The sequence below is a fragment of the Halorhodospira halophila genome (assembly GCF_016653405.1).
In the GTDB taxonomy this organism is placed as follows: domain Bacteria; phylum Pseudomonadota; class Gammaproteobacteria; order Nitrococcales; family Halorhodospiraceae; genus Halorhodospira; species Halorhodospira halophila_A.
In genome coordinates this window covers 60,830-86,241 of sequence record NZ_NHSN01000018.1, presented here as the reverse complement: position 1 = coordinate 86,241, position 25,412 = coordinate 60,830, and the positions used below count along the sequence as shown (strand labels likewise).

Annotated in this window: 22 protein-coding genes; 11 read left to right on the top strand and 11 right to left on the bottom strand. The window is 69.5% G+C overall.

Going from position 1 to position 25,412, the window contains the following annotated elements:
* The first annotated feature begins 93 nt into the window (after positions 1 to 93).
* The 4 genes from thrH to CCR79_RS07560 are packed head-to-tail and all read left to right on the top strand — an operon-like array spanning position 94 to position 7,310.
* Complete coding sequence (thrH, locus tag CCR79_RS07575) at positions 94 to 702, top strand: bifunctional phosphoserine phosphatase/homoserine phosphotransferase ThrH (protein ID WP_201170466.1); 609 nt, start codon at positions 94 to 96, stop codon at positions 700 to 702.
* Positions 703 to 735: 33 nt separating this feature from the next.
* Positions 736 to 1,272 (top strand): metallophosphoesterase family protein, encoded by a 537-nt coding sequence (locus CCR79_RS07570; protein ID WP_201170464.1) that lies wholly within the window; start codon positions 736 to 738, stop codon positions 1,270 to 1,272.
* Between the two features lie 9 nt (positions 1,273 to 1,281).
* Positions 1,282 to 5,217: an ATP-dependent RNA helicase HrpA gene (gene hrpA / locus CCR79_RS07565; protein ID WP_201170461.1), complete on the top strand. Its 3,936-nt coding sequence runs from the start codon at positions 1,282 to 1,284 to the stop codon at positions 5,215 to 5,217.
* Complete coding sequence (locus CCR79_RS07560; protein WP_201170459.1) at positions 5,214 to 7,310, top strand: GNAT family N-acetyltransferase; 2,097 nt, start codon at positions 5,214 to 5,216, stop codon at positions 7,308 to 7,310. Before hrpA ends, CCR79_RS07560 begins: the two co-directional genes overlap by 4 nt.
* Here the strand turns inward: CCR79_RS07560 and CCR79_RS07555 are convergent.
* Positions 7,296 to 8,573: a hypothetical protein gene (locus tag CCR79_RS07555; protein WP_201170455.1), complete on the bottom strand. Its 1,278-nt coding sequence runs from the start codon at positions 8,571 to 8,573 to the stop codon at positions 7,296 to 7,298. The two genes, CCR79_RS07560 and CCR79_RS07555, sit on opposite strands and share 15 nt — an antisense overlap.
* Positions 8,574 to 8,699: 126 nt before the next feature.
* Between CCR79_RS07555 and CCR79_RS07550 the strand changes: the two genes are divergently transcribed.
* The 3 genes from CCR79_RS07550 (at position 8,700) to CCR79_RS07540 (ending at position 12,024) form a co-directional block, all read left to right on the top strand.
* Entirely contained in the window at positions 8,700 to 9,263 is a 564-nt protein-coding gene (locus tag CCR79_RS07550; RefSeq protein ID WP_201170453.1) for a hypothetical protein, read from the top strand.
* A 21-nt stretch (positions 9,264 to 9,284) separates the two neighbouring features.
* Positions 9,285 to 10,859, top strand: a complete 1,575-nt coding sequence (locus CCR79_RS07545; RefSeq protein WP_201170451.1) for a BCCT family transporter — start codon at positions 9,285 to 9,287, stop codon at positions 10,857 to 10,859.
* An 82-nt stretch (positions 10,860 to 10,941) separates the two neighbouring features.
* Entirely contained in the window at positions 10,942 to 12,024 is a 1,083-nt protein-coding gene (locus CCR79_RS07540) for an SO_0444 family Cu/Zn efflux transporter (protein ID WP_201170449.1), read from the top strand.
* A gap of 67 nt (positions 12,025 to 12,091) precedes the next feature.
* Here CCR79_RS07540 and CCR79_RS07535 read toward each other — a convergent pair whose 3' ends face one another.
* The 3 genes from CCR79_RS07535 to CCR79_RS07525 all read right to left on the bottom strand — a co-directional run bounded on the left by CCR79_RS07535 (position 12,092) and on the right by CCR79_RS07525 (position 14,878).
* On the bottom strand, positions 12,092 to 12,889 hold the full coding sequence (locus CCR79_RS07535) for a response regulator transcription factor (RefSeq protein ID WP_201170447.1): 798 nt from the start codon (positions 12,887 to 12,889) through the stop codon (positions 12,092 to 12,094).
* A 60-nt stretch (positions 12,890 to 12,949) separates the two neighbouring features.
* Positions 12,950 to 13,492, bottom strand: a complete 543-nt coding sequence (gene msrA, locus CCR79_RS07530; RefSeq protein WP_201170445.1) for a peptide-methionine (S)-S-oxide reductase MsrA — start codon at positions 13,490 to 13,492, stop codon at positions 12,950 to 12,952.
* A 72-nt stretch (positions 13,493 to 13,564) separates the two neighbouring features.
* On the bottom strand, positions 13,565 to 14,878 hold the full coding sequence (locus tag CCR79_RS07525; RefSeq protein ID WP_201170443.1) for an OmpP1/FadL family transporter: 1,314 nt from the start codon (positions 14,876 to 14,878) through the stop codon (positions 13,565 to 13,567).
* A gap of 290 nt (positions 14,879 to 15,168) precedes the next feature.
* On the opposite strand from CCR79_RS07525, the gene CCR79_RS07520 reads away from it, so the two are divergent.
* The 3 genes from CCR79_RS07520 to CCR79_RS07510 are packed head-to-tail and all read left to right on the top strand — an operon-like array spanning position 15,169 to position 18,171.
* Positions 15,169 to 15,627 (top strand): PaaI family thioesterase, encoded by a 459-nt coding sequence (locus CCR79_RS07520; protein ID WP_201170442.1) that lies wholly within the window; start codon positions 15,169 to 15,171, stop codon positions 15,625 to 15,627.
* A complete protein-coding gene (locus CCR79_RS07515; protein WP_238634644.1) occupies positions 15,620 to 16,084 on the top strand; it encodes an acyl-CoA thioesterase domain-containing protein in 465 nt (154 codons plus the stop codon). Before CCR79_RS07520 ends, CCR79_RS07515 begins: the two co-directional genes overlap by 8 nt.
* Entirely contained in the window at positions 16,081 to 18,171 is a 2,091-nt protein-coding gene (locus tag CCR79_RS07510) for a S9 family peptidase (RefSeq protein WP_201170440.1), read from the top strand. Before CCR79_RS07515 ends, CCR79_RS07510 begins: the two co-directional genes overlap by 4 nt.
* 52 nt (positions 18,172 to 18,223) lie before the next feature.
* Here CCR79_RS07510 and CCR79_RS07505 read toward each other — a convergent pair whose 3' ends face one another.
* Together CCR79_RS07505 and CCR79_RS07500 are read right to left on the bottom strand one after the other, a co-directional pair.
* A complete protein-coding gene (locus CCR79_RS07505; protein ID WP_201170437.1) occupies positions 18,224 to 18,679 on the bottom strand; it encodes a NapC/NirT family cytochrome c in 456 nt (151 codons plus the stop codon).
* A gap of 20 nt (positions 18,680 to 18,699) precedes the next feature.
* A complete protein-coding gene (locus tag CCR79_RS07500; RefSeq protein WP_345941486.1) occupies positions 18,700 to 20,271 on the bottom strand; it encodes an ammonia-forming cytochrome c nitrite reductase subunit c552 in 1,572 nt (523 codons plus the stop codon).
* 185 nt (positions 20,272 to 20,456) lie between these two features.
* Here CCR79_RS07500 and CCR79_RS07495 point away from each other — a divergent pair, with 185 nt between their 5' ends.
* Entirely contained in the window at positions 20,457 to 20,909 is a 453-nt protein-coding gene (locus CCR79_RS07495; RefSeq protein ID WP_201170431.1) for a hypothetical protein, read from the top strand.
* 52 nt (positions 20,910 to 20,961) lie between these two features.
* Here the strand turns inward: CCR79_RS07495 and ccmI are convergent, their stop codons facing one another.
* From ccmI to ccmE, 5 genes are read right to left on the bottom strand one after another with little or no spacing between them, the layout of a single operon-like run.
* Entirely contained in the window at positions 20,962 to 21,858 is an 897-nt protein-coding gene (gene ccmI, locus CCR79_RS07490) for a c-type cytochrome biogenesis protein CcmI (RefSeq protein WP_201170429.1), read from the bottom strand.
* 15 nt (positions 21,859 to 21,873) lie between these two features.
* Positions 21,874 to 22,404 carry a cytochrome c-type biogenesis protein gene (locus CCR79_RS07485; RefSeq protein ID WP_201170428.1) on the bottom strand — a complete coding sequence of 177 codons (531 nt, stop codon included), beginning with the start codon at positions 22,402 to 22,404 and terminating at the stop codon, positions 21,874 to 21,876.
* Positions 22,401 to 22,934: a DsbE family thiol:disulfide interchange protein gene (locus CCR79_RS07480; RefSeq protein WP_201170425.1), complete on the bottom strand. Its 534-nt coding sequence runs from the start codon at positions 22,932 to 22,934 to the stop codon at positions 22,401 to 22,403. Before CCR79_RS07480 ends, CCR79_RS07485 begins: the two co-directional genes overlap by 4 nt.
* The gene (locus CCR79_RS07475) at positions 22,931 to 24,958 is read right to left on the bottom strand and encodes a heme lyase CcmF/NrfE family subunit (protein ID WP_201170424.1); all 2,028 of its coding nucleotides are present in this window, start codon (positions 24,956 to 24,958) and stop codon (positions 22,931 to 22,933) included. Before CCR79_RS07475 ends, CCR79_RS07480 begins: the two co-directional genes overlap by 4 nt.
* A gap of 2 nt (positions 24,959 to 24,960) precedes the next feature.
* A complete protein-coding gene (ccmE, locus tag CCR79_RS07470) occupies positions 24,961 to 25,410 on the bottom strand; it encodes a cytochrome c maturation protein CcmE (RefSeq protein ID WP_201170422.1) in 450 nt (149 codons plus the stop codon).
* Positions 25,411 to 25,412 lie beyond the last annotated feature (2 nt).

Sequence of the window (25,412 nt, the reverse complement as noted above, 5' to 3'; positions counted from 1 at the left end):
TTGCACCCGGCATCCAATATGAATAGATTGGCCGCGCAATCGCGCCAACCGGGGCAAGTGTGCCCGGGAAACGCTCGCCAGGAGGACAATCGCTTGAACATCGTCTGTCTCGATCTCGAGGGCGTGCTGGTTCCGGAGATCTGGATCAACCTCGCCGACATCACCGGCATCGACGCCTTCCGCGCCACGACGCGGGACGTTCCGGACTACAACGAGCTGATGACCATGCGCCTGGCGGACATGGACCGGCACGGCCTGGGACTGGCCGACATCCAGTCCGTGGTGGCCCGGCTCGAGCCGCTGCCCGGGGCCCGCGAGTTCCTCGACGGGCTGCGCGCCGACTATCAGGTGATCATCCTCTCCGACACCTTCTACGAGTTTGCCCGTCCGCTGATGGCGCAGCTCGGCTGGCCGACGCTGTTCTGCCACAGCCTTGAGGTGAGCGAGGCGGGTCGGATTGCCGACTTCCACATCCGCCTCGAGGATCACAAGCGACAGGCCGTGGAATCGCTGCGCAGCCTGAACTTCCGGGTAGCCGCCGCTGGCGACTCTTACAACGACACGCGGATGCTCGGCGCAGCGGACCAGGGGATCTTCTTCTGCCCACCAGCGGAGATCGCCGGGCAGTTCCCGCAGTTCCCGGTTACCCACGATTACGCCGCGCTGCGCCAGGCCCTAGACGAGGCCTTCGCGCGCGGCTGATTGCGACCGCCCTGCGTCAGGGAAGGGGTCCCCATGCGAGTAGGTATCATCGCCGATACCCACGGCTTCCTCGACCCACGCATCGCCGACCACATCGCCGAGTGTGACCTGGCGGTGCACGCCGGCGATGTGGGCGGGGCCGATGTGCTCTGTGCCATGCAGCCGCGCGAGGAGGTGGTGGCCGTACGCGGCAACGTCGACGGGCCAGAGACCTGGCCGGACCACGAGGCGCACATGCTCGAGAACCTGCCGGCGCACTCGGTCCTTGACCTGCCCGGCGGCGAGCTGGCGGTCATCCACGGCGATGGCTACGAGCCCGCCTCGCGCCGGCATGAGCGCCTGCGCGCGGCCTTCCCGCGGGTGCGGGCCATCGCCTGCGGGCACAGCCACCAGCTGAGCGTCGACGACAACACGCAGCCGTGGGTGCTCAACCCGGGGGCCGCGGGCCGTGTGCGGGTCAACGAGGGGCCGTCGATGCTCATCCTCGACTGCGAGGAAGATGGCTGGTCGGTGCAGGTGGTGCAGCTGCCGCCCCGCAAGTACCGGGCTATTACCGGCCACGAGGAGTAGCCGGCACTCGTGGGGGGCGTACCGCGCCAGCTCCGGGCGCTGCGTGAGCGCATTGAGGGGGCCTTCGGCCCGCAGCGCCCGATCCTGCGGCGCCGTCTGGCCGGGCTCGAACGGCGTGCCCGGCAGGGCAAGCCCTTCGACCGCGGGGTGGCGCGCCTGGAGCAGGATCTGGCCGCCGCCGAGGCGGAGGTCGCCCGGCGCCGGGACGAGGCCGTGGCGCTTCGCTACGACCCCGACCTGCCGGTGGTCCAGCGCCGCGAGGAACTGCTCGAGGCCCTGCGCGATCACCAGGTCGTGGTGGTCTGTGGTGCCACGGGCTCGGGTAAATCCACCCAGCTGCCCAAGATGTGCCTGGAGCTTGGCCTGGGCAGCCGCGGACTGATCGGCCACACCCAGCCACGGCGCATCGCCGCCCGGGCGCTGGCCGAGCGCCTGGCCGAGGAGACGGATACCCGGATCGGGGAGACGGTGGGCTACAAGGTCCGTTTCACCGATCAGGTGGGTGAAGAGAGCCGGATCAAGCTGCTTACCGACGGGATGTTGCTCGCCGAGATCCAGTCCGACCGGCACCTGGACGCCTACGACACCCTGATCATCGACGAGGCCCACGAGCGCAGCCTCAACATCGACTTCATCCTCGGCTATCTCAAGCGCCTGCTGCCGCGCCGGCCGGACCTGAAGGTGATCGTCACCTCGGCGACCATCGATCCGGAGCGCTTCGCCGAGCATTTCGACGGCGCACCGGTGCGCGAGGTGTCCGGACGCACGTACCCGGTGGAGATCCGCTACCGGCCCTACGAGGAGCGCGAGGGGGTTGAGCAGCCCCAGGCGGTGACCGAGGCGGTGCATGAGCTCGCCCGTGAGGGCCCGGGCGACGTGCTGGTCTTTCTCTCCGGTGAGCGCGAGATCCGCGAGTGCGCCGAGGCCCTGCGCAAGCAGCCGCCCCGGGGCACCGAGATCCTGCCGCTCTACGCCCGGCTCTCCAGCGCCGAGCAGCAGCGGGTCTTCCATCCCGGCGCCGGCGGGCGAAGGGTGGTGCTCGCCACCAACGTGGCGGAGACCTCGCTGACCGTTCCCGGCATCCGCTACGTGGTGGATACCGGGCGGGCGCGGATCAGCCGCTACAGCCATCGAACCAAGGTCTCGCGGCTGCCGGTCGAGCCCATCGCCCAGGCCTCCGCAGACCAGCGCGCCGGTCGCTGCGGGCGCGAGGCGCCGGGGATCTGCATCCGTCTCTACAGCGAGGAGGATTACGCGAGTCGGCCCCGCTATACCGACCCGGAGATCCTGCGCACCAACCTCGCCGGGGTCATCCTGCAGATGAAGGCCATGGGCCTGGGCGATATCGAGCGCTTTCCGTTCGTCGAGCCCCCGGAGCGGCGCTACATCAACGACGCCCTGCGCCTGCTCTTCGAGCTCGAGGCCGTGGATGAGCGCCGGGAACTCACCGACCTGGGCCGGCGCCTGGCGCGCATCCCGGCGGATCCGCGCATCGGTCGCATGCTGCTCGCTGCCCGCGAGACGGGTGTGCAGCGCGAAGTCCTGATCATCGCCGCCGCGCTCTCCGTGCAGGATCCGCGTGAGCGGCCGATGGAGGCGCAGGAGGCCGCGGACCGGGCCCATGCGCGCTGGCACGATCCGAAGAGCGATTTCGCTGCCCTGCTGAGGCTGTGGGATGATTACCAGGCGCAGCGGCGCAGCCTGTCCCGGCGCAAGCTGACGCAGTGGTGCCGGGAGCACTTCCTAGCGCCACAGCGCATGCGTGAGTGGGCCGACATCCGCCGCCAGTTCGCGGAGATGCTCAAGGAGGCGGAGCGCCGCCGGTCCTCCGGCGACGAGGGCGGGCAGGGCGAGTCGGCGGGGCGGTCCGACGAGGCGGACTTCCCCTACGAGGCCGTCCACCGGGCCCTGCTCACCGGGCTGCTCAGCCAGGTGGCCACCCTGCACGAGGAGCGCACCTACCTCGGCGCGCGCGGCGTCAAGCTGCAGATCTTCCCCGGATCGGGGCTGGCGCGGCGTCGCCCCAAGTGGATCGTGGCCGCCGAGCTGATGGAAACCAGCCGGCTCTTCGCCCGCACGGTGGCCGAGATCCGCCCGGAGTGGGTCGAGCAGCTGGCCGGGCACCTGGTCTCGCGTAGCTACGGCGAGCCGCGCTGGGAGAAGCGGGCCGGGCGTGTGGTCACCGAGGAGCAGGTGAGTCTATTCGGGCTCACCCTGGTCTCGGGGCGCAAGGTCGACTACGGGCGGCTCGACCCGCAGGAGGCGCGGCGGCTGTTCCTGCGTGACGGCCTGGTCGCCGGCGAGATCCGTACCCGCGGCTCGTTCCTGGCCCACAACCAGGCCCTCGTCGACGATGTCGAGCGTCTCGAGGCCAAGGCCCGGCGGCGCGACGTCCTCGTCGATGAAGAGCAGCTGGTGGCCTTCTACGATGCCCGCATACCGGCGGAGATCCACGATGCCGCGGCCTTCGAGCGTTGGCGCCGGCGCGCCGAACGGGACGACCCGCAGTGCCTGTATATGACCCGCGAGGCGCTGATGCGCCGGGATACAGAGGAGATCTCCGTCGATCAGTACCCCGACCGAATGACCGTCGGCGGGGTGGAGCTGGCCCTGGAGTACCACCTGGAGCCGGGCAGCGAGCGTGACGGGGTCACCGCCGTGATCCCGGTGGCGGCGCTGAAACAGTTGCAGCCCGAGCCGTTCGAGTGGCTGGTGCCGGGACTGCTGCAGGAGAAGGTAACGGCCTTGATCCGCGGACTGCCCAAGGCCCTGCGCAAGCACTTCGTGCCGGCGCCGGATTTCGCCCGCGCTGTGCTGGAGGCGGTGCCCCACCGGGAGGGGGCGCTGACCGACGCGGTGGCCCGCCACCTGCAGCGGGTTACCGGGGTGGAGCTGCCGCCTGGCGCCTTTGAGGCCGTGGAGCTGCCGGAGCACCTGCGCATGGCCTTCCGTGTGGTAGACCGCGAGGGCCGCACCCTGGAGGAGGGTCGCGATCTGCTTGCGCTCCAGTCCGGGCTGAGCGAGGCGGCCAGCGAGGAGTTTGCCGCCACGGGCGGCGGCAGCGGCTCTGGCCCCGGCACCGAGTGGCACCGCGAGGGCATCACCGCCTGGGATTTCGGGCCGCTGCCCGAATCGGTGGTGCTGGAGGAGGGCGGTGTCCGCTTCCAGGGCTACCCGGCGCTCCGGGATGAAGGGGACTCCGTCACCCGGCTGCTGCTCGATGCTGCCGAGCCTGCTGTGGCACAGACCCACGCCGGGGTGCGGCGGCTGTTCATGCTGGCCCTGCCGCAGCAGGTGCGCGCGCTGCGTAAGCTCGATGAGCTCAAGGCCCTGCGGCTCAAATACCGCGGCCTGGGCAGCGATGATCAGCTGCGTGAGGCCTTGCTGCGGGCGGTCTTCGACCGCTGCTTCCTCGCCGACGGGCTGCCGCGGGATGCCGCGACCTTCGAGGCCCGCCTCGCCGCCGGGCGCGGCGAGCTGGTCTCCTGCGCCCAGGGCCTGTGTGCCGCCCTGGATGACGTACTGACCCGCTACCAGTCGCTGCGCCAGGCGCTGAAAAAGCTCAACAGTCCCGCCCTGCTGGAGAGCCTGCGGGACATCGACGAGCACCTGAACAGCCTGGTTTACCCCGGCTTCCTGGAAGACCTGCCGCCGCAGCGATTCGGCGAGCTGCCGCGTTACCTGCGGGGGCTCGAACGCCGGGTGGAGAAGCTGAGACTTGACCCGGCCAAGGATCGAGCGCCGCTGCGCACCATCCGCCCCTGGCACGAGCGGGTGCATCAACGCCTGGCGGCGCGGGCCGAGCGCGGCGTTCCGGATCCGGCACTGGAGCAACTGCGCTGGATGCTCGAGGAGTACCGTATCTCGCTCTTCGCCCAGGACGTCGGTGCCCGGGAGAAGGTCTCGGAGAAACGCCTCCAGGAGCTCTGGCGGGAGGTGGCGTGAGCCGCCGCACGGTGGTCCTCGCTGGGCCGCCGCACTGGGGGCGCGATACGGCGGCGCGACAGCTCCCCGCCGACGCCCGGATCTGCTGGATCGGCGAGCCGCCGGCGGAGGGGTTGCCCGATCGGGTGGAGCGGCTGGTGGCACGGGACTTCCGGCGCGTGCTCGGGCGCACCGTGGATCTCTTGGTCTACGACGCGCACGCCGGTGTCGATGCAGATGCCCTCGGTGCCGCGGTCGGATCATTGCGCGGGGGCGGCGTGCTGGTCATGCTCACGCCGGCCTGGGGGCAGTGGCCGAGCGCTCCGGATCCGCTGCTCGGTCGGCTGATCCCTGCCGGGCACCGGCGGGAGGAGGTCGGCACTCGCTTCCTCCGGCGCCTGATGGTCGGGCTGGAGCAGTCTTCGAGCGTCGCCTGCCTGACCCCGGCGCAACCGCCCCCCGACCTCGAGCCGGCGCCGCCGCCGGTGCCCCATGGTGACCACCCCTACGGTTGCCGAAGCGCCGATCAACAGCGCGCCGTGGAGGCGGTGATGCGGGTGGTCGACGGTCACCGCCGCCGCCCGGCGGTGCTAACCGCCGATCGTGGTCGCGGCAAGTCCGCCGCGCTGGGCATTGCGGTGGGTGAGCTCCTGCTTCAACGCCGGGTGCAGCGGGTGGTGATCACCGCGCCGACGATCCACGCCGCCGACGGTCTGTTCGAGCACGCCGCCGAGCGCTGCGGCGGCGTGCGGGTCGAGCGCCGCCGCCTGTGCTGTGCCGGTGCCGAGGTCGTCTACCGCGAGCCCGAGGCACTGATCGACCGTCCGGAAACCGGCGATCTGCTGCTGGTGGACGAGGCCGCGGGGCTGCCGGTGGATCTGCTTCGGCGTCTACTCGAGCACGCCTCGCGCATCGCCTTCGCGAGCACGGTGCACGGCTACGAGGGCAGTGGGCGTGGCTTCGACCTGCGCTTTCGAGGCGTGCTCGATGCCGAGGCCCCCGGATGGCGGGCAGTCCGGCTGGAGACGCCGATCCGCTGGGAGCTCGACGATCCCCTGGAGGCGTGGCTGGGGCGCGTGCTCTGCCTCGACGCCGAGCCGGCCGAACTCGGGGACACCGCAGAGGCCCCGGCAGCGCGGATCGTGCCGGTCAGCCAGGAGGCTTTGGCGCAGGATGAGCAGCGGCTGCGCCAGGCCTTTGGGCTGCTGGTGGCGGCCCACTACCGGACGCGACCCTTCGACCTCCACCAGCTCCTCGATGGCCCGCGGCGGCACCTGTTCTTGGCCGAGGAGGCAGGTGCCGTGGTCGGCGTGGCGGTGGCTGCCGAGGAGGGCGGGCTTGATCCGGCAACGGCCCACGAGGTGTGGGCCGAGCGGCGTCGGCCCCATGGCCACCTGCTGCCCCAGGCCCTGGCCACCCACGCCGGCATCGAGGCGGCACCCACCGGCCGCGCCCTGCGCATCCAGCGCATCGCCGTTCACCCCCGGCGACGGGGGCGTGGGCTGGGCGCCGCGCTGGTCGATGCCGTGACCGAGCGTGGCCGCAGGAACGGCTGTGCCCTTGTCGGCACCAGCTTCGGCGCTACGCCGGGGCTGATCCACTTCTGGCGGGCCTGTGGCTTGCACGCCGTGGCGGTGGGGGCCCGGCGGGATGCGGCCAGTGGCGAACACTCGGCGCTGATGGCCCGGGGCCTCGATGCGAAAGGTGCCGCGTGGGTGGAGCAGGCCGGCTTTCGGCTCGGTGCCGGGGCCTCGGCGCTTCTGGCCGAGCCGCTGGCGCGCATGGATCCGCAGGTCGCCCTGGCTGTGGTCCGCGCTGCGCAGGGCGCCGAGCCGCCGGCGCCGAGCGACTGGCAGCGGCGGGAGCTGGCCGGCTTCGCCCACAGCCTGCGCGGGTACGCTGCGGCGCTGCCGGCGTTGCGTGTCCTGGCCGAGGCGGTGCTGATCGATTCGGACCGGTCGCGCGGGCGCATGTCGCACTGTGAGGCGGCTTTCATCGGCAAGGTCCTGCAGCACCGACCCTGGGTGGACGCCGCGCAGCGGCTCGGCGTCTCGGGGCGTCGTCCGACTTTGGCCGCCCTGCGCCAGGCGGTGGCCGATTCACTCCCGGAATGACCGGCCCAGGGCCTCCATCCGCGCGCGCTGTTCAAACTGCTCCTGACGCTCGACCTCCTCGGGATCATCCGGGCTCGCCGGGCAGCGGCCGGGGTGGACCAGGGTCAGCCGGCTCAGGCACTCCTCGTAGAGCTCCGGAGTCTCGTAGTGGCACTGGCCGCAGTCCGGCATGTGCTGGGTCAGGGTCTCGTTGCCCTCATTGAGGGCGATCCGCACCGAGGCGTCGTTCTTGCAAATGTGGTCGTGATCGGTGACCACCACCTCGCCGTTGCCCTCGGGGATCGGCGTCAGGCAGCGGTCGCACAGCTCGCGCGTGCGGCGCTGGACCTCCTCGACGATGTGCGGATGCCGCGGGGCGAGCAGGTTGAAGCGCTCCCAGCTCTCGCGGTCGTGCTGGCGCCGGCCGCGTTCGGCCGTGGTCTCGCTGCGCACCGGGACGTGGTGGCGCGGGTCGCCCTCGCTGGCGGCGCGAGCGGCTTCGCGGGCTTCGCGTCGGCGCCGCTCCGAGCGCGCCGCTAGATCGAACTTCTTGACCGCTTCCGCCAGGTGGATGTCCTTGCCTTCGACGATGTACGGCCGCAGCTCCGAGCCGCTGTCGGCGGCGTAGCCCTGAGGGGTACCGTGGCCGGGCAACGGGGCCCAGAGGATGGGCCGGCCGGCGAAGGCGGCGGCGGTCTCGCAGGCCCGCTGCACCGCGTTGGGGTTGACCCCGCGGCCGCCCTCCAGATGCAGGTGCTCCCGGGGGAGGGCGTAGATGACGTAGCGCTGCGACTCCATGGAGGAGTCGATGAGCAGGCTGGCATGGTGGCCTTCGGTGGAGCGCTGGTCGGTGGTGACCTCAAGCTCGGGGAGGCACTGCTGGATGCTCTCGGCCAAGGCAGCCGAGAGCTCGGGATAGGGGCCGCCCCGGGCGGCGATCTGGCGGCGGCGCTGCTCTTGCTCGCGCAGCTCTCGGTGACGACGCCAGGCCGGGATGAGCTTGCTCAGTGCCGCGGCGAAGCACAGCAGCCCGAGGAACAGAAAGACGGGTGCCAGCGCGCTGAGGGTTTCGTAGACTGCCCGGGGAAGATCCGGCGACGGGCGGCTGACCAGGCCAGGCAGCAGGCTGATGATGAAAAAGATGGCCGCGCCACGCTGCCAGTACTTCACATCCCGGGCCACGGCGGCGCTGAAGCCTTCTGCCTGGCGCTCGTAGGAGGCGGCCACCGCCCAGATGAGCAGTGCCAGCACGACCGCCACGATGCTGATGCCGGTTACAACCATGGAGCCGATCATAGAGCGGGCGTCGGGTGTCGGCAATGCACCGCCGGCCGGTGGGGTAACGGTGTGGGTTGGGCGGGCGACGGTGTTTGCAGTACCATCATCGGGTTATCACATCACGGAGGCACCATGAGCGAACCGGAGCAGACGCCGGAGACCGAAGAGCACGTCGACCCGCAGTCGCTGGGCGTCGATGAGATCGTCGAGCAGATGCGCATCGTGCGGGTGCGCTACACCCTGGCCGACACCTCGGCCTACGTGCGCTACCTGCCGCGTTTCAACCCGCAGCCGGAGGATCTGACCGTCCACGTGGACCCCTTCGCCGAGCACCACGAGGGCGCCGAGATCACCGGCGAGTTCCGCCTCCCCGAGCTTGTCAACGAACTCATCCACGCCTACATCCGGGTCCACGTCTTCGCGAGCCGCGAGCAGCGCAACTACTTCGTCGGTGGCTTCGACGACGCGCTCACCCAGCTCGACTTTGTCGGCGGCGGTTTCGGCTTCAACCGCCTGTGGATCACCGTGGGCACGACGAACATCGGCATGCCGGTGTGCATCTACCTCGGGCAGCGTACCGCCGTCAATCGCCAGCCCACCGTCTCGTTGGTGGACCACCGGGAGAACCCCCGGGGCGATGTCGTCTACCGGGCCGTCGGTGGCTACGGGGACCACGTCGGTGAAGAGTACTTCTAAGGGCAGCCGGGGGAACAAGACGTGCGTGCACAGAGAGGCCCGCTGAAAGGGTTGAACGTCCCGCTGACCGGCACGGCCGCGCTGATCGTGATCGGGTTCCTGATCTTTGGCGCCTGGGATCCGGAGTACGCAGAGACAGTCTTCGAAGGGGTCAGCGGTTGGGTCCTCGATACCTTCAAGTGGTACTACATCGGGGTTGTCGCCTTCTTCCTGCTGTTTGCGCTGTTCCTGATGTTCAGCCGCTTCGGCGATCTCAAGCTCGGCGACGACGACCGTCCGCCGGAGTTCAGCTACTTCGCCTGGTTCTCCATGCTCTTCGGCGCCGGCATGGGCATCGGTCTGCTGTTCTGGAGCATAGCCGAGCCGGTCTGGCACTTCCAGGGCAACCCCTTTATCGACGAGGGGGAGACGGCCGCTGCGGCTGAGTCGGCCATGCGCCTGACTTACTTCCACTGGGGATTCCATCCCTGGGCGATCTACGCCATCGTGGCGCTGTCGCTGGCCTTCTTCTGCTACCGCAAGAAGCTGCCGCTGGCCATCCGCTCGGCGCTCTACCCGCTGATCGGCAACCGCATCTACGGGCCGCTGGGGCACGCGGCGGACGTGCTGGCCGTCTTCGGCACCATCTTTGGGGTGGCTACCTCGCTCGGGTTCGGTGCGATCCAGATCAATACGGGCCTGGACGAATTGTTCGGGATCGGGCTAAGCACCACGAATCAGCTGCTCATTGTCGCCGTGGTGACGCTCATCGCGGTCGGGTCGGTGGTCTCCGGGGTCGGGCGAGGGGTGAAGGTCCTCTCGCAGCTGAATCTGATCCTCAGCGCCGTGATCCTGCTCTTCTTCCTGACCCTGGGGCCGACGCTCTATCTGCTCTCGAGCTTTGTCCAGGGTATCGGTGACTACCTGCAGAACGTGGTCTACCTGAGCTTCTGGACGGACGCCAGCGGCGCCCGCGAGGCCGATGGGTGGCAGAAGTCCTGGACAGCCTTCTACTGGGGCTGGTGGATTGCCTGGGCGCCCTTCGTGGGCATGTTCATCGCCCGCATCTCGCGCGGCCGGACGATCCGGGAGTTCCTCGGTGGTGTGCTGCTGGTTCCGACGCTGCTTGCCCTGGCCTGGCTGACCGTCTTCGGCGGTACCGGGCTGTATCAGGAGCTCTTCGGTGCCGGCGGGCTGGTGGACGCCGTGGCGGAGGACGAGACCATCGCCCTCTACTACACCATCGAGGCCGTCGCCCCCGGGGTGATCGCCACCCTCTTCGCGGTGATCGCCACGGTCCTGATCGCCACCTACTTCATCACCTCGTCGGACTCGGCGACGCTGGTGGTGACCATGCTCCTGTCCGTGGGTAATACCGAGCCGCCGACGTACCAGCGTGCCTTTTGGGGTGTCGCTGAGGGGTGTGTGGCCGGTGTCCTGCTAATCGCCGGCGGATTGGCGGCGCTGCAGGCGGCGGCCATCGTCTCGGCGTTGCCGTTCTCGCTGCTGATGCTGCTGATGTGCTACGCCCTGATCCGCGGCCTGCAGGAGGAGAAGCGGCGCATGCAGCTCTCCTGGCAGCCGGGGCAGGGGCCGCCGGCGGCGCCGCACCTCTAGGGGGTGACCCGGACGCCCGCCGCGCGATGCGGCGGGCGTCTCCGGACATCCCGCGGCCTGCAAGCAACCGGCGGAGCGTCCGATGATCGCCACAGCCATCGAAGCCGGCACCAACATCCTCGACGTCACCGCAACGGTGGCGCCCTGGCTGCTCATCGGCCTGGCGCTGGGGGCGGTGGTCCAGGTGTTGATCCCGACCCACCGGCTCCGTCAGTGGCTGGGCGGTTCGGGGGTTGCGCCGGTGGCCCGTGCCGCGGTGATCGGAGCGCCGCTGCCGCTGTGCTCCTGCGGCGCCATCCCCACCGCGCTCTCCCTCCACCGCGGGGGGGGCTCGCGCGGGGCCTCCACGGCCTTTCTGGTGGGCACGCCGGGGATCGGCATCGACTCGGTGGTGTTGACCTGGGTGCTGATGGGTCCGTTCATGGCGGTCTCACGGGTGGTGGGTGCCGTGGCCACGGCCATCGCCACCGGGCTGGCCGTGGGCCGGGTGCCGCCGGCCGTGCCGGCGACGGTCGGAGAGGCCGGCTGCGCGTCGGGGTGCACGGGGTCGACGGACCATGCCGAGTACGCTCCGGACCCCGGGCCGGTGCGCCACATGGGCCGGGTGATGCTCCGGCTCATCGATGACATTGGCACCTGGCTGATCATCGGCCTGATCCTCGCCGGGCTGATGATCACCTTCGTCCCGCCCGGTTCTCTGGCGGCCTGGGGCAGCGGGCTGCTGGCCATGGTTGTGCTGGCCCTGGTGGGGATCCCGCTGTACGTCTGTGCCACGGCGGCCACGCCGGTGGCCGCGGCGATGCTGATCGCCGGGGTGTCGCCGGGGGCGGTGCTGGTCTTTTTGATTGCCGGGCCGGTGACCAGCCTGGCCACGCTGCTGGTCCTGCGCCGGGAGCTGGGCACCCCGGCCGCAGGGGTCTATCTGGGCAGCATCGTCGTAGCGGCCCTGATGGTCGGACTGGTCGTCGATGGCGTGGTGGCCCTGGGCGGGCTCGAGCCGGCGGCCATGGCCGGTGCCGCCCGGGAGATCTGGCCGGAGTGGGTCGAGCGTGCCGCCGCCGGTGTCATGCTGACGTTGATCATTGTCCCGGCGCGCCGGGCGGTGCGCCGCGCCGGCCACTGGGCCTGGTCGGTTGCCCGGGGCGGGCGTCGGGTCCGGACCTGAGGGATACGCCCCTGGGGAGGCCTCGGCGGGCGTTGGAGCGGGGCGGCCCCCAGGAGGGTGGGTGCGCTCAGCTGAACAGGCGCAGCAGGGTCTGGCGCGCCGTCTCCGGCTCGAACGGCTTGTCGCAGATGGTGTCCACCCCGGCCTGGGTCACCCCGGCCAGGCTGGCGTGGTCGGGACGGGAGCTGATCATCAGGATGGGCAGGTGCAGGAACTGCGGCTGTTCGCGGACGTAGCGGACCAGCTCGGCGCCGTCCATCTCCGGCATGTTGTAGTCGGTAACGATCAGATCGAAGCTCGAGCGGTGCAGTGCCTCCACCGCCTCGCGCCCGTTGGCGGCCTCGACGAAGTGCTCCGCCCCGAGGGTCTCGAAGACCCGGCGCAGGTAGCTGCGCGCCATGCGGCTGTCGTCCACCAGCAAAAAGCGCAGGGTGGTGATGTCCACGTGGTCGAGTTCGAGCTCCTGCTCGCTGAGCAGGTCCACGCTGGCGCGCACCGCCCGGTCCAGATCATCGGCGGTGAACGGCTTGGGCAGGATGGCCATGACCCCGGACTGGCGCAGGGTCTCCAGCTGCCCGCGGTCGCGCACGCTGGAGACCAGCATGAAGGGCTGGTCGGCGGTGGCCGGCTCGTCGCGGAGTTCGAGCAGGAAGTCCTCGGCGGTCCCGTCGGGCAGGTACATGGCGCTGACCACCAGATCGGGCCGCATGGCCCGGAACCGCTCGCGGGCGTCGGCCAGCGTGCCGGCCTCCTCCAGGTGGTGGATGCCGGCCTCGCGCAGGCTTTCGGCGAGGATCCGCCGCTGCACGTCGGAGGGCTCCACCAGCAGGACGGCGAGTTCGGAGACGGTGATGGTCGGGGTCATACCCTGGCTCCTTGCATGGATTCCGGCTGCCGGCAGTATGCCCCCGCACGATGACTGCGGCTAGTCCCGCTCGAAGCGCTCCGGGTAGCGTTCCCGGGCGCGGGCGATCTTCGGCGCGATCATGGCCCGGCAGTAGGGGGCCTGCGGGGCGCCGTCGTAGTAGCGCTGGTGCTCCGGCTCGGCAGGGTAGAAGGCGTAGAGTGGCTCGACCTCGGTGACCACCGGGCCGGTCAGGGCGCCGGACTCATCCAGTTCGCGGATGAGCTCCACGGCGGTGCGCCGCTGCTCTTCGTCGGCGTAGAGGATGATGGAGCGGTACTGGCTGCCGACATCCGGCCCCTGCCGGTTGCGCTGGGTGGGGTCGTGTATGGTGAAGAAGACCTCGAGGAGCTCGCGGTAGCCGATCTGTTCGGGGTCGAAGCGCACCTGCACCACCTCGGCGTGGCCGGTGGTGCCGCTGCACACCTGGCGATAGGTCGGGTGCTCGGTCGCGCCGCCGGCGTAGCCGGAGACGGCCGCCTCGACCCCGCGCAGGCGCTGGAAGACCCCCTCGATGCACCAGAAACACCCGCCGCCGAAGGTCGCCGCCCGGGTCTCTGCCATGGTCCTGTCCCCCCGTTCCAAGGTCGTATTCGACAGTGTGGCATCCCGCGGCAGCGGGTGCGTAGCCAGCGCCTAGAAGCGCCAGTTGGCGGAGGCGGCGAAGATCTGCACGTTGGATTCGTACTCGCCGTCCACCGGATCGACCCCGGCAGCTTCGAGTTCCTCACGGTCGGCGACGGTGATCTCGGCATCGTCCAGCCAGATGTAGGTGTAGCCGAAGTCGACGCTCAGCTGCTCGGCCGCCGCCGGGTACCAGCTGCCGCCCACCGCCAGCCAGGTGCGGTCCTCGTCGGGGATGCGCGGCGTGCGGTTGCTGTCGCCGGTGGGCGTCTGGTCGTAGGCCACCCCGGCGCGCAGGTCCCAGCGCTCGTTGAGGTCGAAGCGGGTGCCCAGGGAGAGCAGCCAGGTGTCGTCCCAGTCGTAGTCATCGGACTGTTCGAGGATTGGATCGCCTGCGGCGTCCACGAGGATGGCTTCATCGAATTGGATGGCCAGCTCGTCGAAATCACTCCACTGGGTCCAGGTGGCGTCGGCGAGCAGGGTCCACCGGCGGTCGAGTCGGTGGCTGACACCCAGGTTGAGGCTGGCCGGGATGTCCAGATCCGCCTCGCCGCCGGTCTCGGTGCCCAATCCAAGGTCCTCGCTGAGTTCGGCGTCGCCGGATAGGGTGTGGCTCATGCCGTGGCGGTAGGCGATGCCGAGTTGGGTGGCCTCGGTGACGGCGTAGTGGGCGCCCAGGTTGAAGCCGTACGACCAGTCGTCGCCCTCCACGCTGAGTTTGTTGTCATCGTTCGGGTCGCTTGGATTATTTGACACCATCTGCGACAGCGTCGCATCGGCGTACTGGGCCGACACCCCAAAGCCCACGGAGAGCCGCTCGTCCACCCGCCAGCCGAGCTGGGGGTTGATGTCGATGGTGACCAGGTCGGTGTTGACGGCGTCGTAGCGGCCCACCCAGTCCTCCGGGTAGTCGGTCTCCAGGCCGTAGGGGACGTTGATGCCGAGCCCGGCGCGCAGGTCCGGGGCCAGGTCGAAGCCGGCGTAGAAGACCGGGGCCAGGGCGCTCTCGCCACCACTGGCGCTCGCATCGAAGCCAAGCGCTCCGGCGGCCTGCGGGTCATCCGCCTCGAAATCGAAGGTCGGGTCGATGTAGCTGAGGACCAGTTCCGCCTCGGCACCGCGACCGGCGTGTACGCCGAGGGTGGCCGGGTTGAAGAAGGTGTGGCTGATGTCGTGGGCGTCCGCGCTGCGTCCGGCGAAGGCGCTGCCGAGCAGCGAGGCGCTCTGCTCCTGGAGCTGAAAGGCGGCCCCGTGGGCGCTGGTGGCGGCCCCGCCGAGGGCGAGCAGGCAGGGCGCGAGGTAGACGGCGCGACGGGTCGGGTGCATGGTTTTCCTCCTGGCGCTGGGTGTTGTTGTGTCGTTATCAGCGGTGTCCCCGGGGCACCGCGGGTGCACTCGGTGGCGAGCCACGGCACAACGGTAGGCCGGTCTTTGCTGCGGGATCAATAGGTTGGCCGAGCGCGTTGTGTGCACCTGCAGCATCGACGGCGCGGGGGGTAGTTGTGGCGCCGCGGCGGCTGGTTGATCTTCGCCGGCGGGCTCGTAGACTGGGCGGCACCATCCAGACATGACGGCGGTCTCAGTTGCGGACGGCCGCCGCAGGGCAGGGACGAAACATGACCGCAGAGACGGACAACGGTGCCGGGATCGGCCTCGAGCACGCCCGGCGCCTCTTCCGGGGCTCACCCCACGGGGCGCTGATCGGCCTGGAACTGGTGGAGCTCGGGGACGATCATCTCATCGCCCGGGTGCCGTACCGCCCGGAGCTGATCGGCAATCCGGAGACCGGCCACATCCACGGCGGCGTGATCACCACGCTCATCGACCAGAGCTGCGGGGCGGCGGTGCTGATGGCCACCGGCCCGGCGGAGCGGATCGTCACCCTCGACCTGCGGGTCGATCACTTGCGCCCGGCGGCCGCCGGGCGGGACGTCTACGCCCGCTGCGAGTGCTACCGCCTGGCCGGTGAAGTCGCCTTCGCCCGGGCCGTGGCCTACGAGGACGACCCGGCGGAGCCGTTCGCCACCAGCATGAGCGCCTTCATGCGCCTGCGCGAGGGGGTGGGCCGTGGCTGAACTCCTGGAACAGGTCCGCTCCGCGCGTGCGGCCGGCGACTGCCAGCGCCTGACCGACCTTGTCCCCTACGCCCGGCTGATCGGCATGCGCTTCGAGCCGTGTCCGGAGGGCGAGGGGCTGTGCATCCGCCTGCCGTACCGCGACGATCTCATCGGCCGGCCCGGCAGCGGCTCGCTACACGGCGGGCTGCTCGGCGCCTTCCTCGAGCACGGGGCGATCATGCAGATCCTCTGGGAGGGGCAGAGCTGCTACCTGCCTCGGATCATCAACTTCCACGTGGATTATCTGCGCCGCGGGGCGCAGGAGACCACCTACGCCACGGTGGAGATCCGCCGTCAGGGGCGGCGTGTGGCCAATGTGCACGCCAGCGCCTGGCAGTCGGAGCCGCAGCGGCCGATCGCCGCCGCCCGCGGCCACTTCCTGCTGACACCGCCGGAGGGGAGCGACGGAATATGAGCGCATCGACGCCGCAGCCGCCGCGGGCCGCCGAGGCCCCCGAGGTCATCGAGCGCTTCGGGGTGCAACTGAACGATCCCTACGCCTGGCTGCGCGACCCGAACTGGCGGGAGGCGATGCTCGACCCCGGGCAACTGCAGCCGGCCATCCGCGCCCACCTGGAGGCAGAGAACGCCTACACCGAGGCAGTGATGGAGCCGGTGGCGCCGCTGCGCGAGCGGCTCTTTGCCGAGCTGCGCGGGCGGATCAAGGAGGAGGACGCCTCGGTCCCGGATCCCGACGGTCCTTACGAGTACTACGTGCGCTACCGCGCCGACGGGCAGCACCCGGTGGCGTGTCGCCGCCCGCGCGGCGGAGGGGCCGAGGAGGTCCTGCTCGACGGTGACCGCCTGGCCGAGGGGCACGCCTACTTCCAGCTCGGTGACTGGGCCCACAGCGACGATCACCGCTACCTGGCCTACGCCGTGGATACCAGCGGTGCCGAGGCGTACACCATCCGCATCCGCGATCTCGAGCGCGGGGTCGAGCTGCCCGAGTGCCTGGAGCAGGCCCGCGGCGACTTTGTCTGGGCCGGGGACGGGTGCACGCTCTTCTACACCGTCCTGGACGATGAGCACCGGCCGCTCTGGGTCTACCGGCATCGGCTGGGTGATCCGGCCAGCGCGGACGAGGTGGTCTACGAGGAGACCGATCCCGGCTTCTTTATCGGCCTGGAGCGCACCGAGAGCCGGCGGTTTTTGCTCATCGAGACCCACGATCACACTACCTCGGAGGTCCACGCCGCGCCCGCCGACGATCCGGAGGCCGGGTTCCGCTGCCTGATGCCCCGCGAGCGCGGCGTGGAGTACACGGTCAGTGACAGCGGCGAGCACTGGCTGATCCTGACCAACCGGGCGGCGCAGGACTTTCGCATCGTCCGCGTGCCGCTCGAGGCCCCGGAGCCGGGGCGTTTCGAGGAGCTGGTCCCGCATCGCCCCGGTGTGCTGATCCACGACATGCTGCTCTTCCGCGATCACCTGGTGCGCCTGGAGAGCGAGGATGCGCTGCCGCGGATCGTCGTCCGGCGTCTGGCCGATGGCGCCGAGCACAGCGTCGCCTTCGAGGAGGCGGCGTATGCGCTGGGCCTCGCCGGCGGGCTCGAATACGAGACCACCCGGCTGCGCTTTAGCTACTCCTCGCTGACCACGCCGGGACGGGTCTACGACTACGACATGGAGACCCGGGTGCGGAGCCTGCGCAAGGAGCAGGAGATCCCCAGCGGGCACGACCCGGCGGCTTACGTGGCGCGGCGGCTCTACGCCACGGCCGCCGATGGGGAGCGGGTGCCGATCTCGCTGCTCCACCGGGCGGACGTGCAGCCGGGGGCGGAGACGCCGCTGTGGCTCAACGGCTACGGCGCCTACGGCATCAGCCAGCCGGCCGCCTTCTCGCCGCACCGTCTCTCGCTGGTCGATCGCGGCTTCGTCTACGCCATCGCCCACGTCCGCGGTGGCAAGGAGCGTGGCTATCGCTGGTACGAGGCGGGCAAGCTCGAGCACAAGCCGAACACCTTCAGCGACTACGTCGCCTGTGCCGAGCACCTGATCGAGGCCGGTTACACCGGCGCCGGGCGGGTGGTCGTCCACGGTGGGTCGGCCGGCGGCATGCTCGTCGGCGCCGTGCTCAATCAGCGCCCGGAGCTCTTCGGGGCGGCCGTGGCCGATGTCCCCTTCGTCGACGTGCTCAACACCATGAGCGATCCGAGCCTGCCGCTGACCCCGCCGGAGTGGCCGGAGTGGGGCAATCCGCTGGAAGACGAGCAGGCCTTCCGTACGATCCTCGGCTACTCGCCCTACGAGAACGTCCAGGCCCGCGCCTATCCACCGATCCTCGCCACCGCCGGGGTCTCGGACCCGCGCGTGACCTACTGGGAGCCGGCCAAGTGGGTGGCCCGGCTGCGCGCGCTGAAGACCGACGACAATCCGTTGCTGCTCTACACCAACATGAGCGCCGGCCACGCCGGCCCGGGCGGACGCTTCGACTACCTGCGCGAGGTGGCGTTGCGCTACGCCTTCGTGCTCTGGGTCTTCGGTCGCCCCGACGGCTGAGCGCCGGCCCCGGAGGGCGGCGGCTCTGCGGCTGGGTCGGCCGCAGAGCCGCCTAGGGGCGCTTCATCCGCTGCAGCTGCCGGTCGTGGCCGGAATCGTGGCAGGCCATGCACGTGGGGGCATGCTCCATGTAGCGGTTGTGCCGGGCGATGAAAAAGGGCTGTTCCTCGGCGATGGCGTCGGTGATGTGGCAGTCCACACAGTTCTCGCTGGTCTCCTCGGGGTAGCGGGGCAGGGGGTCGTTGTGGGGATTCACCTGCCCGGTGACGGTCAGCCAGACCTTGCGTGTGCCCTGGATCTTGTCGTAGGCGAAGCCCTTGGTGTGGCAGGCAATGCAGTCCACCTGCCGGTGCTCGCTCTGATCCCACGAGGTCTTCTCGTAGGCGTGGCACGCGGCGCAGAAGTGGTTGTTGATGGTCAGCTCATGGGCGCCGTAGCCGCCGCCGAGCAGGAGGGCCAGTAGCACGATCAGCAGCGCGATGATGCCGAGGGGGCCGAAGCGTCTCATCCGTGGGTCCTCCGCGTGGCTCAGCGCAGCCGCTTCTGGCCGTCCCAGACCTTGTCAGCCTCCGGCAGCGGGTCCAGGTACTCCAGCCACGGGTGGGAGGCCAAGTGCTCCTCATCCATCTGCAGCGCCCGGCTGTGCTCCATGATCGGTGGCACCAGCTCCTCGATGGGAGCGGCGAACAGATCCGAGGCGATCGCGTAGTCGCTGGCGCGCAGGGCCAGCTCCACGGCGCGGTTGCTGTACTGCTGCGAGGAGGCCAGGGTATCGAGCGCCTTGCTCGGGTTGTGGGCGCCGGCGCTGTTCTCCGCCGAGACGTAGTCCCAGTACCACTGCCCGCGGCGGATCATCTGCCGGGCCTCATCCAGCAAGTCGGCGTCGAGCTGTTCCTCGTCCAGCTCCCGGGCCAGGCGGACGGCCTCGTGGGCGCGCACCGACTTCTCCTGGGCGACGTTCAGCTGCCGCCAGACCCGCTCCTGGTGAGACTCGGTGCGCTCGCGCAGCCAACTCGGCGACTTGTCCTCGTGGCAGCCCTGGCACGATTTCTTGATCATCTCCTCGCTACTCAGCGGCGAGGTCAGGTGGTGGGAGGTGATATCGGCCCGGCCCTTGCTCACCCGCGGCATGTGGCAGTCGGCACAGGCGACGTCCGCCTCGGCGTGCACGCTGCCCTGGTACATCTCGAACTCCGGGTGCTGGACCTTGATCATCGGTGTCTCCGAGACCGGGTGCACCCAGTCGACGAACTGCCCCTTGAACCCGTCGCGCTCCGGGTCACCGTCCTCCTTGAACTCGAACATGTCCCCCGGGTCGAGGCCCTCGTCCCAGGGCAGGTGCGGCTTGGCGGCCACGCCGTGATCGCCGTCCTCGAAGTAGTACTCCACGTGGCATTGGGCACAGACCAGCGAGCGCATCTGCTGAGTGGACTTGTTGCGCCAGTCCTTACCCTGGCGCTCCAGGTACGCCTTCAGCGGGACGCTGGTGATCCGTAGCCGCATGTCCTCGTTCGGGTCGTGGCAATTGGTGCAGCCAATGGCGTGATCCGCCGGATCGTGGATCTTGCGGTAGTCGTGGAAGTTCGAGGACCAGAAGTCGTCGCCCTTGGCCTCGAGCAGCTGCGGCATGGTGTTGCCCTTGCAGTTCCAGCAGGTGGCCGGCAGGTCCGCCTGTTCGCTGTAGCGGTTGATCCGGTCGGTGGTGGTCACGTCGATGACCGCATAGGTGTGGCCGCGGGCGCGCTCGTAGTGCCACGAGAAGGGGTAGCCGAGCCACAGGTTCTTCAGGTACGGCTGGGCGTGCCGGTAGCCCTCGGGCAGCGGGCTCTCGCCGTCGTGCTTGTGGTGGGGGACCGAGCCGCCGTACTCGGTCATCACTGTGTCGTCCCAGTTCTTCTGGTACGAGCGATACTGCGGCAGGTGCCGGAAGGCGCTGTTGCCGATGCCCAGATCCCACGCGTCGATCTCCTCGGCGGAGGTGTCGGCGTCGCCGTCGTGATGCGCCGCTGCGGCCCCGGTGGGGGCGCTCCCATCGCCGTTGCCGGCAACGGCCAGGGTCAGGCCGACGATACCGCCGATCAGGATGAGACCGAGTATCACTGTCGTGAACCGAGTTGCCCACTCGCCCATCGTCCCACTCCGTGGTCGATCGGATTGATCATGATCATCGTAGTGCTCGATGAGCGGAGCCGTCCAATACAGAACCTTGCATGTTCCTTCGCCCGGCGGCAGCCTTGGATGCTGGTTCAGTCCGACCATCCATTGCAGAGCAGGGGAGGAGCAACATGGCCGAGACCAGGCAGGGGCCGCCGGGCGGGAAGAAGCAGCGGCCGAGGAATCTGCCGCGCTGGGCCAGCTGGCTGCTGGCGCTGGGGATCATCTTCGGTGCCGCGGGCCTGATCTGGCAGAGCTTGCCGGGGGGCGGTTTCAGCACCGACCTGACCCGGATCGGGCAGGGGGAGCCGATCGGCGTGCTCACGCACGAGACCGCCAACCCGACCAGCATGGGGATCATGGATCAGCTCGATGGGCTCAGCGAAGAGGAGCGGGCCGGCGTGTCGTTCATCGTGGCCGACCTGGGGACCCCTGAGGGGCAGGCGTTCGCCGAGCAGTACGGGGTAAGCACCGCCGGGGTGTTGATGTTCTTCGACGGCGAGGGCGCATTCCAGGATGCCCTGGCTCCGCCGCGGGATGCGTCGGAGATCCGCGATATGGCTCAGGAGGTGGCGGACAACTGATTCATTCCCGCGTCGGGCTGCGGGCGGCGTCGCCCGCAGCCCGACGGCCGGATCAGCCCTCGCCGTCCGGCAGCTGCCGCAGGTTCGACTGGATCGCCTGCGCCTCTTGGGAGTTCGGCGGTACGACGTCCAGAAGCTCTTCCCAGTAGGATCGGGCCCCCTCGTAGTCCGCGTTGTTGTAGGCCGCGGTACCAGCCAGCCACAGCGCGCGGACGTTCTCCGGATCGATCTCCAGGGCGCGCTGGAGATACTCCATGGGTTCACCCTGCAGGTTGCCGGTGGTCGCCGCCAGGATATCGGCGTACTCGGCGAGAAGGTTGGGGTCGTCGTCCGCACCCAGATCCAGCGCCCGCCGGAAGGCGTTCTCGGCCTCGTCGAGGTTCTCCAGGTAGATCATGGTGCGGCCGTAGAGGACCCATCCGGTGGGGTCGTCGGGGCTCTGCTCCAGCCGATCACGCAGCTGTTGTGCCATGGCCTCGATCTCGTCCGGGTCGTGCTGTTGCGGCTGCCCCGGTGCGCCAGACTGCTGCTGGCGATCCGGCGTGGTCGGAGTGCCAGCCTGGGTGAAGGCGCGCTCGTCGCCAAGGGAGTGGTACATGGACAGCGCCAGCACCGGCACGGCCACGGCACTGACGGTGGCCGCCGCGATGACCACCCCGCGGCGGGCCCGCGGCAGATAGCCGGCTTGCTCCTCCTCGCTGTCGATGGCCCCGCTCTGGACCAGGTCCCGGTCCAGGTCGGCGACCGCCGCGTCGTACTGCGCCCGGCTCAGGGTGCCGTTCTCCAGATCCTGGTCCAGCTCACGGATACGGTCCCGGTGGATCGCTGCGTTGACCTGCCGACGCGACTGCGTCCGCGTCCGCGCGGCATCCCGCAGCAGCGGGAAGAGCACGAAGATCAAGGCGAGGGTGCAGAGGACCACAACGGCCCCTACGAAGGCTCCACTCATCGATTCCCCCTTGGGTTAGTCGCCGCGCCGGAAACGTTCCAGCGCCCGCCGCTCGGATTCGGTCAGATCAGTCTGCGCCGCCTTCTGCTGACGGTGGCGGATGACCTGCAGCCACGCCACGCCGCCGATGACCAGCAGCAAAAAGGGGCTGACCCAGAGCAGGGCTGTGTTCATCTGCAGCGGCGGGTTGTAGCGGACGTAGTCGCCGTAGCGCGCCGTCATGAAATCGACGATTTCGTCCTTGTCGTAGCCATCGACGGTCATCTCGTAGACGCGGCGGCGCATGTCCCCGGCCAGCTCTGCCGGCGACTCGTAGATGGTCTCGGTCTGGCAGACGGTGCAGCGCAGCTGCCGGACCAGGGTGTAGTACTGCTCTTCCTGCTCTTCGGTCTCGAAATCCAGCGGCTCGCCAATGGAGACCGCGCCGGCCGGCGCGGCCACCGCCGCCCCGGCGAGCAGGAAAAGCGCCACGAGCAGCCCTCGAAGACGCTGCCCGGTGGTGTCGCCGCGGCGCGCCTGCGACGCTGCAACCAGAGTTACGCTCATGACCGCTCCGCCTCCAGTTCCTCGATCAAGGGCAGGATGTCGTTGCGCAGTACCTCGGCGTTCACCGGCCCGATGTGCTTGTGCCGGATGACGCCTTGGGCGTCCAGCAGATAGGTCTCGGGGGTGGCGTACACGCCCCACTCCATGCCCGCCTCCGCCCGCGGATCGTAGGCGATCTCGCGGAACGGGTCGCCGAAGAGATCCAGGTAGCGCTGGGCACTCTCCCGGCTGTCACGGTAGTTGAAGGCGTGGATGGCGATGCCCCGCTCAGCCAGCTGGCGCCAGTAGGGGTGCTCATGGCGGCAGCTCTCGCACCAGGACGCCCAGACGTTGACCAGGGCGATCTCGCCCACGAAGTCCTCCCGGGTCAGGGTGACCCCGGAGTCGCGCAGCGACTCCAGCTCGAAGGCTGGTGCCGGTTGGCCGACCAGCGGCGAGGGCAGGCTGCGCGAGTCCAGGCTCAGGCCCACGTAGAGCAGGCCGAGGACCGGCAGGGTCAGCAGCAGCGGCAGCAGCAGTCGCTTGTTCATGATGACGGCTCCTGCGCCGAGGCCGGTCCCACCACGCGGTTGTCGTTGCTGTCGACGTGGGCCTCGGAGACCGTGCGCCGGTCGCTGGCCATGCGGTAGCGGCGATCCGCGGCCGCGAGGAAGCCGCCGAAGGCCATCAGCAGGCATCCGGTCCACATCCAGAACATGTACGGCTTGTAGTAGAGCCGCATGGTCCACGCCCCCTCGCCCAGATCATCACCCAGCGATACGTAGACATCGCGGGTCATGCCGCGGTTCAGCGAGGCCTGGTGCATGGGCATCTGCGGTTGCGAGTCGTAGAAGCGCCGCTGCGGGTGGAGGACGTCGATGACCTCGCCGTCCTGATTGAGGACCTCGACGGTGGCCTGCTGGCCGTCGAAGTTCGGCCCGCGGACGACCTCACTGTCGAGCATGCGGAACTGGTACGCCCCGGCGGTGGCGGTCTCGCCCGGGGCCAGGCGTACGTCCCGCTCGACCTCATAGGTGTTGACCATGGCGATGGCCATGACCACCAGGGCCAGGCCGCCGTGGGCCAGGTGCATGCCGAAGAAGCTCGGGCGCAAGGCCGCCTGCAGCGCCTTGCCAGCCCCCTGTTGACGCCGCCGGCTGAAGCGCCGGAACAGGTCCACCGCAGCGGTCAGCAGGATCCACGCCGCCAGGCCGAGGCCGAGGGCGGTGAGCGGGTTCCAGGCGCCCATGGTCAGCGGCCAGACGCCGCCGATTAGGGCACTGACCAGCAGCACCCAGCGCAGCTGGCGGACCGTCTCCATGGGGTCCGACTGTTTCCAGGAGACCACCGGCCCGATGCCGATCAAGAACAGCAGCGGTAGCATCAGCGGCATGAACACCGCATCGAAGTAGGGCGGGCCCACCGAGATCTTGCCCAGGTCAAAGGCGTCCAGGGCCAGCGGGTAGAGGGTGCCGATGGCGATGGCCGCGCAGGCGACCACCAACAGCACGTTGTTCGCTAGTAGCAGCGATTCCCGCGAGTACCAGCCGAATACGCCGCCCAGTCCCACCTTGGGGGCACGCCAAGCGTAGAGGGCCAGGGCCCCCAGCAGGGTGACCGCCAGGATAGCGAGCAGGAAGACGCCGCGGTCGGGGTCGGTGGCGAAGGCGTGGACCGAGGTGATCACGCCCGAGCGGACGATGAAGCCGCCGAGGACGGTCAGCGCGAAGCTGACGATGGCCAGCATCACGGTCCAGACCTTGAAGCCGCCGCGTTTCTCGGTCACCGCCAGTGAGTGGATCAGTGCGGTGGCCGTGAGCCAGGGCAGCAGAGAGGCGTTCTCCACCGGGTCCCAGAACCACCAGCCGCCCCAGCCGAGCTCGTAGTACGCCCACCAGGAGCCGAGCCCGATACCCAGGGTCAGGAAGCCCCAGGCGGCCGTGGTCCACGGCCGCGACCAGCGCGCCCAGGCGGCATCGAGGCGACCGCCAATGAGCGCGGCGACGGCGAAGGCAAAGGCGACCGCCAGGCCCGTATAGCCGATGAACAGCAGCGGTGGGTGGATGATCATCCCCGGATCCTGGAGCAGCGGATTCAGGTCCGTGCCCTCGGTCGGTGCCGGGAAGATGCGCTCGAACGGGTTGGAGGTCAGGGCAGTGAAGGCGATGAACGCGACGGCCACCATGCCGAGCACCGCCAGCACCCGGGCCAGCATCTCCCGCGGCAGGGCGCGGCTGAATACCGCCACGGCCACCGTCCAGGCGCTGAGGGTCAGGACCCAGAAGAGCATCGAGCCCTCGTGGCCACCCCAGACACCGGTGATCTTGTAGACCAGCGGCAGCGCTGCGGCCGAATTCTCGGCCACGTAGCGGATCGAGAAGTCGTTGGTGACGAAGGCCGCCGTCAGGATCAGGTAGGCGACCAGCAGGAAGACGAATTGCCCGACGGCCAGCGAGCGGCCCGAGTTCATCAGCCGGGCATCCCCGGTGGCCGTGCCGACCAGCGGGAGGATCGACTGGATGACGGCCAGGCAGAAGGCCAGGATCAGGGCAAAGTTGCCGAGCTCACCAAGCATCGTTAATAGTCCCCGGCTTCATCGAAGGAGTGTTCGACCCGGTCCAGGGCCTCCTGCGCCTCGGCCGGCATGTAGTCCTCGTCGTGACGTGCCATGACATTATCGGCCTTGAACACCCCGTCGGAGGTGATCCGGCCCTCGACCACGACGCCCTGACCCTCGCGGAAGAGGTCGGGGAGGATGCCCTCGAAGTCGACGGGTACGCTCGCCTCGGTGTCGGTCACGTGGAAGCGGACCCGGGTGGAGGCGCTGTCACGCTCCACGGAGCCGTCCTCGACCAGTCCGCCGATGCGAAAGTGCCGTTCCGGCATATCGGACTTGGCCATCACCTCGGACGGCGTGATGAAGAAGGTCATGTTGTCACGGAAGGCATTGAGCACCAGCGCCGTGGCAACGCTCACCCCGGCGACCACACCGAGTACCAGGAACAGCCTCTGGTGTCGCTTCTTCATCG

Bases quoted from the DNA above. Each gene is read 5' to 3' on its own strand.
- CCR79_RS07570 (WP_201170464.1), top strand. From the start codon at position 736: ATGCGAGTAGGTATCATCGCCGATACCCACGGCTTCCTCGACCCACGC.
- CCR79_RS07555 (WP_201170455.1), bottom strand. From the start codon at position 8,573: ATGGTTGTAACCGGCATCAGCATCGTGGCGGTCGTGCTGGCACTGCTC.
- CCR79_RS07550 (WP_201170453.1), top strand. From the start codon at position 8,700: ATGAGCGAACCGGAGCAGACGCCGGAGACCGAAGAGCACGTCGACCCG.
- CCR79_RS07540 (WP_201170449.1), top strand. From the start codon at position 10,942: ATGATCGCCACAGCCATCGAAGCCGGCACCAACATCCTCGACGTCACC.
- CCR79_RS07535 (WP_201170447.1), bottom strand. From the start codon at position 12,889: ATGACCCCGACCATCACCGTCTCCGAACTCGCCGTCCTGCTGGTGGAG.
- msrA (WP_201170445.1), bottom strand. From the start codon at position 13,492: ATGGCAGAGACCCGGGCGGCGACCTTCGGCGGCGGGTGTTTCTGGTGC.
- CCR79_RS07525 (WP_201170443.1), bottom strand. From the start codon at position 14,878: ATGCACCCGACCCGTCGCGCCGTCTACCTCGCGCCCTGCCTGCTCGCC.
- CCR79_RS07520 (WP_201170442.1), top strand. From the start codon at position 15,169: ATGACCGCAGAGACGGACAACGGTGCCGGGATCGGCCTCGAGCACGCC.
- CCR79_RS07510 (WP_201170440.1), top strand. From the start codon at position 16,081: ATGAGCGCATCGACGCCGCAGCCGCCGCGGGCCGCCGAGGCCCCCGAG.
- CCR79_RS07505 (WP_201170437.1), bottom strand. From the start codon at position 18,679: ATGAGACGCTTCGGCCCCCTCGGCATCATCGCGCTGCTGATCGTGCTA.
- CCR79_RS07495 (WP_201170431.1), top strand. From the start codon at position 20,457: ATGGCCGAGACCAGGCAGGGGCCGCCGGGCGGGAAGAAGCAGCGGCCG.
- ccmI (WP_201170429.1), bottom strand. From the start codon at position 21,858: ATGAGTGGAGCCTTCGTAGGGGCCGTTGTGGTCCTCTGCACCCTCGCC.
- CCR79_RS07485 (WP_201170428.1), bottom strand. From the start codon at position 22,404: ATGAGCGTAACTCTGGTTGCAGCGTCGCAGGCGCGCCGCGGCGACACC.
- CCR79_RS07480 (WP_201170425.1), bottom strand. From the start codon at position 22,934: ATGAACAAGCGACTGCTGCTGCCGCTGCTGCTGACCCTGCCGGTCCTC.
- CCR79_RS07475 (WP_201170424.1), bottom strand. From the start codon at position 24,958: ATGCTTGGTGAGCTCGGCAACTTTGCCCTGATCCTGGCCTTCTGCCTG.
- ccmE (WP_201170422.1), bottom strand. From the start codon at position 25,410: ATGAAGAAGCGACACCAGAGGCTGTTCCTGGTACTCGGTGTGGTCGCC.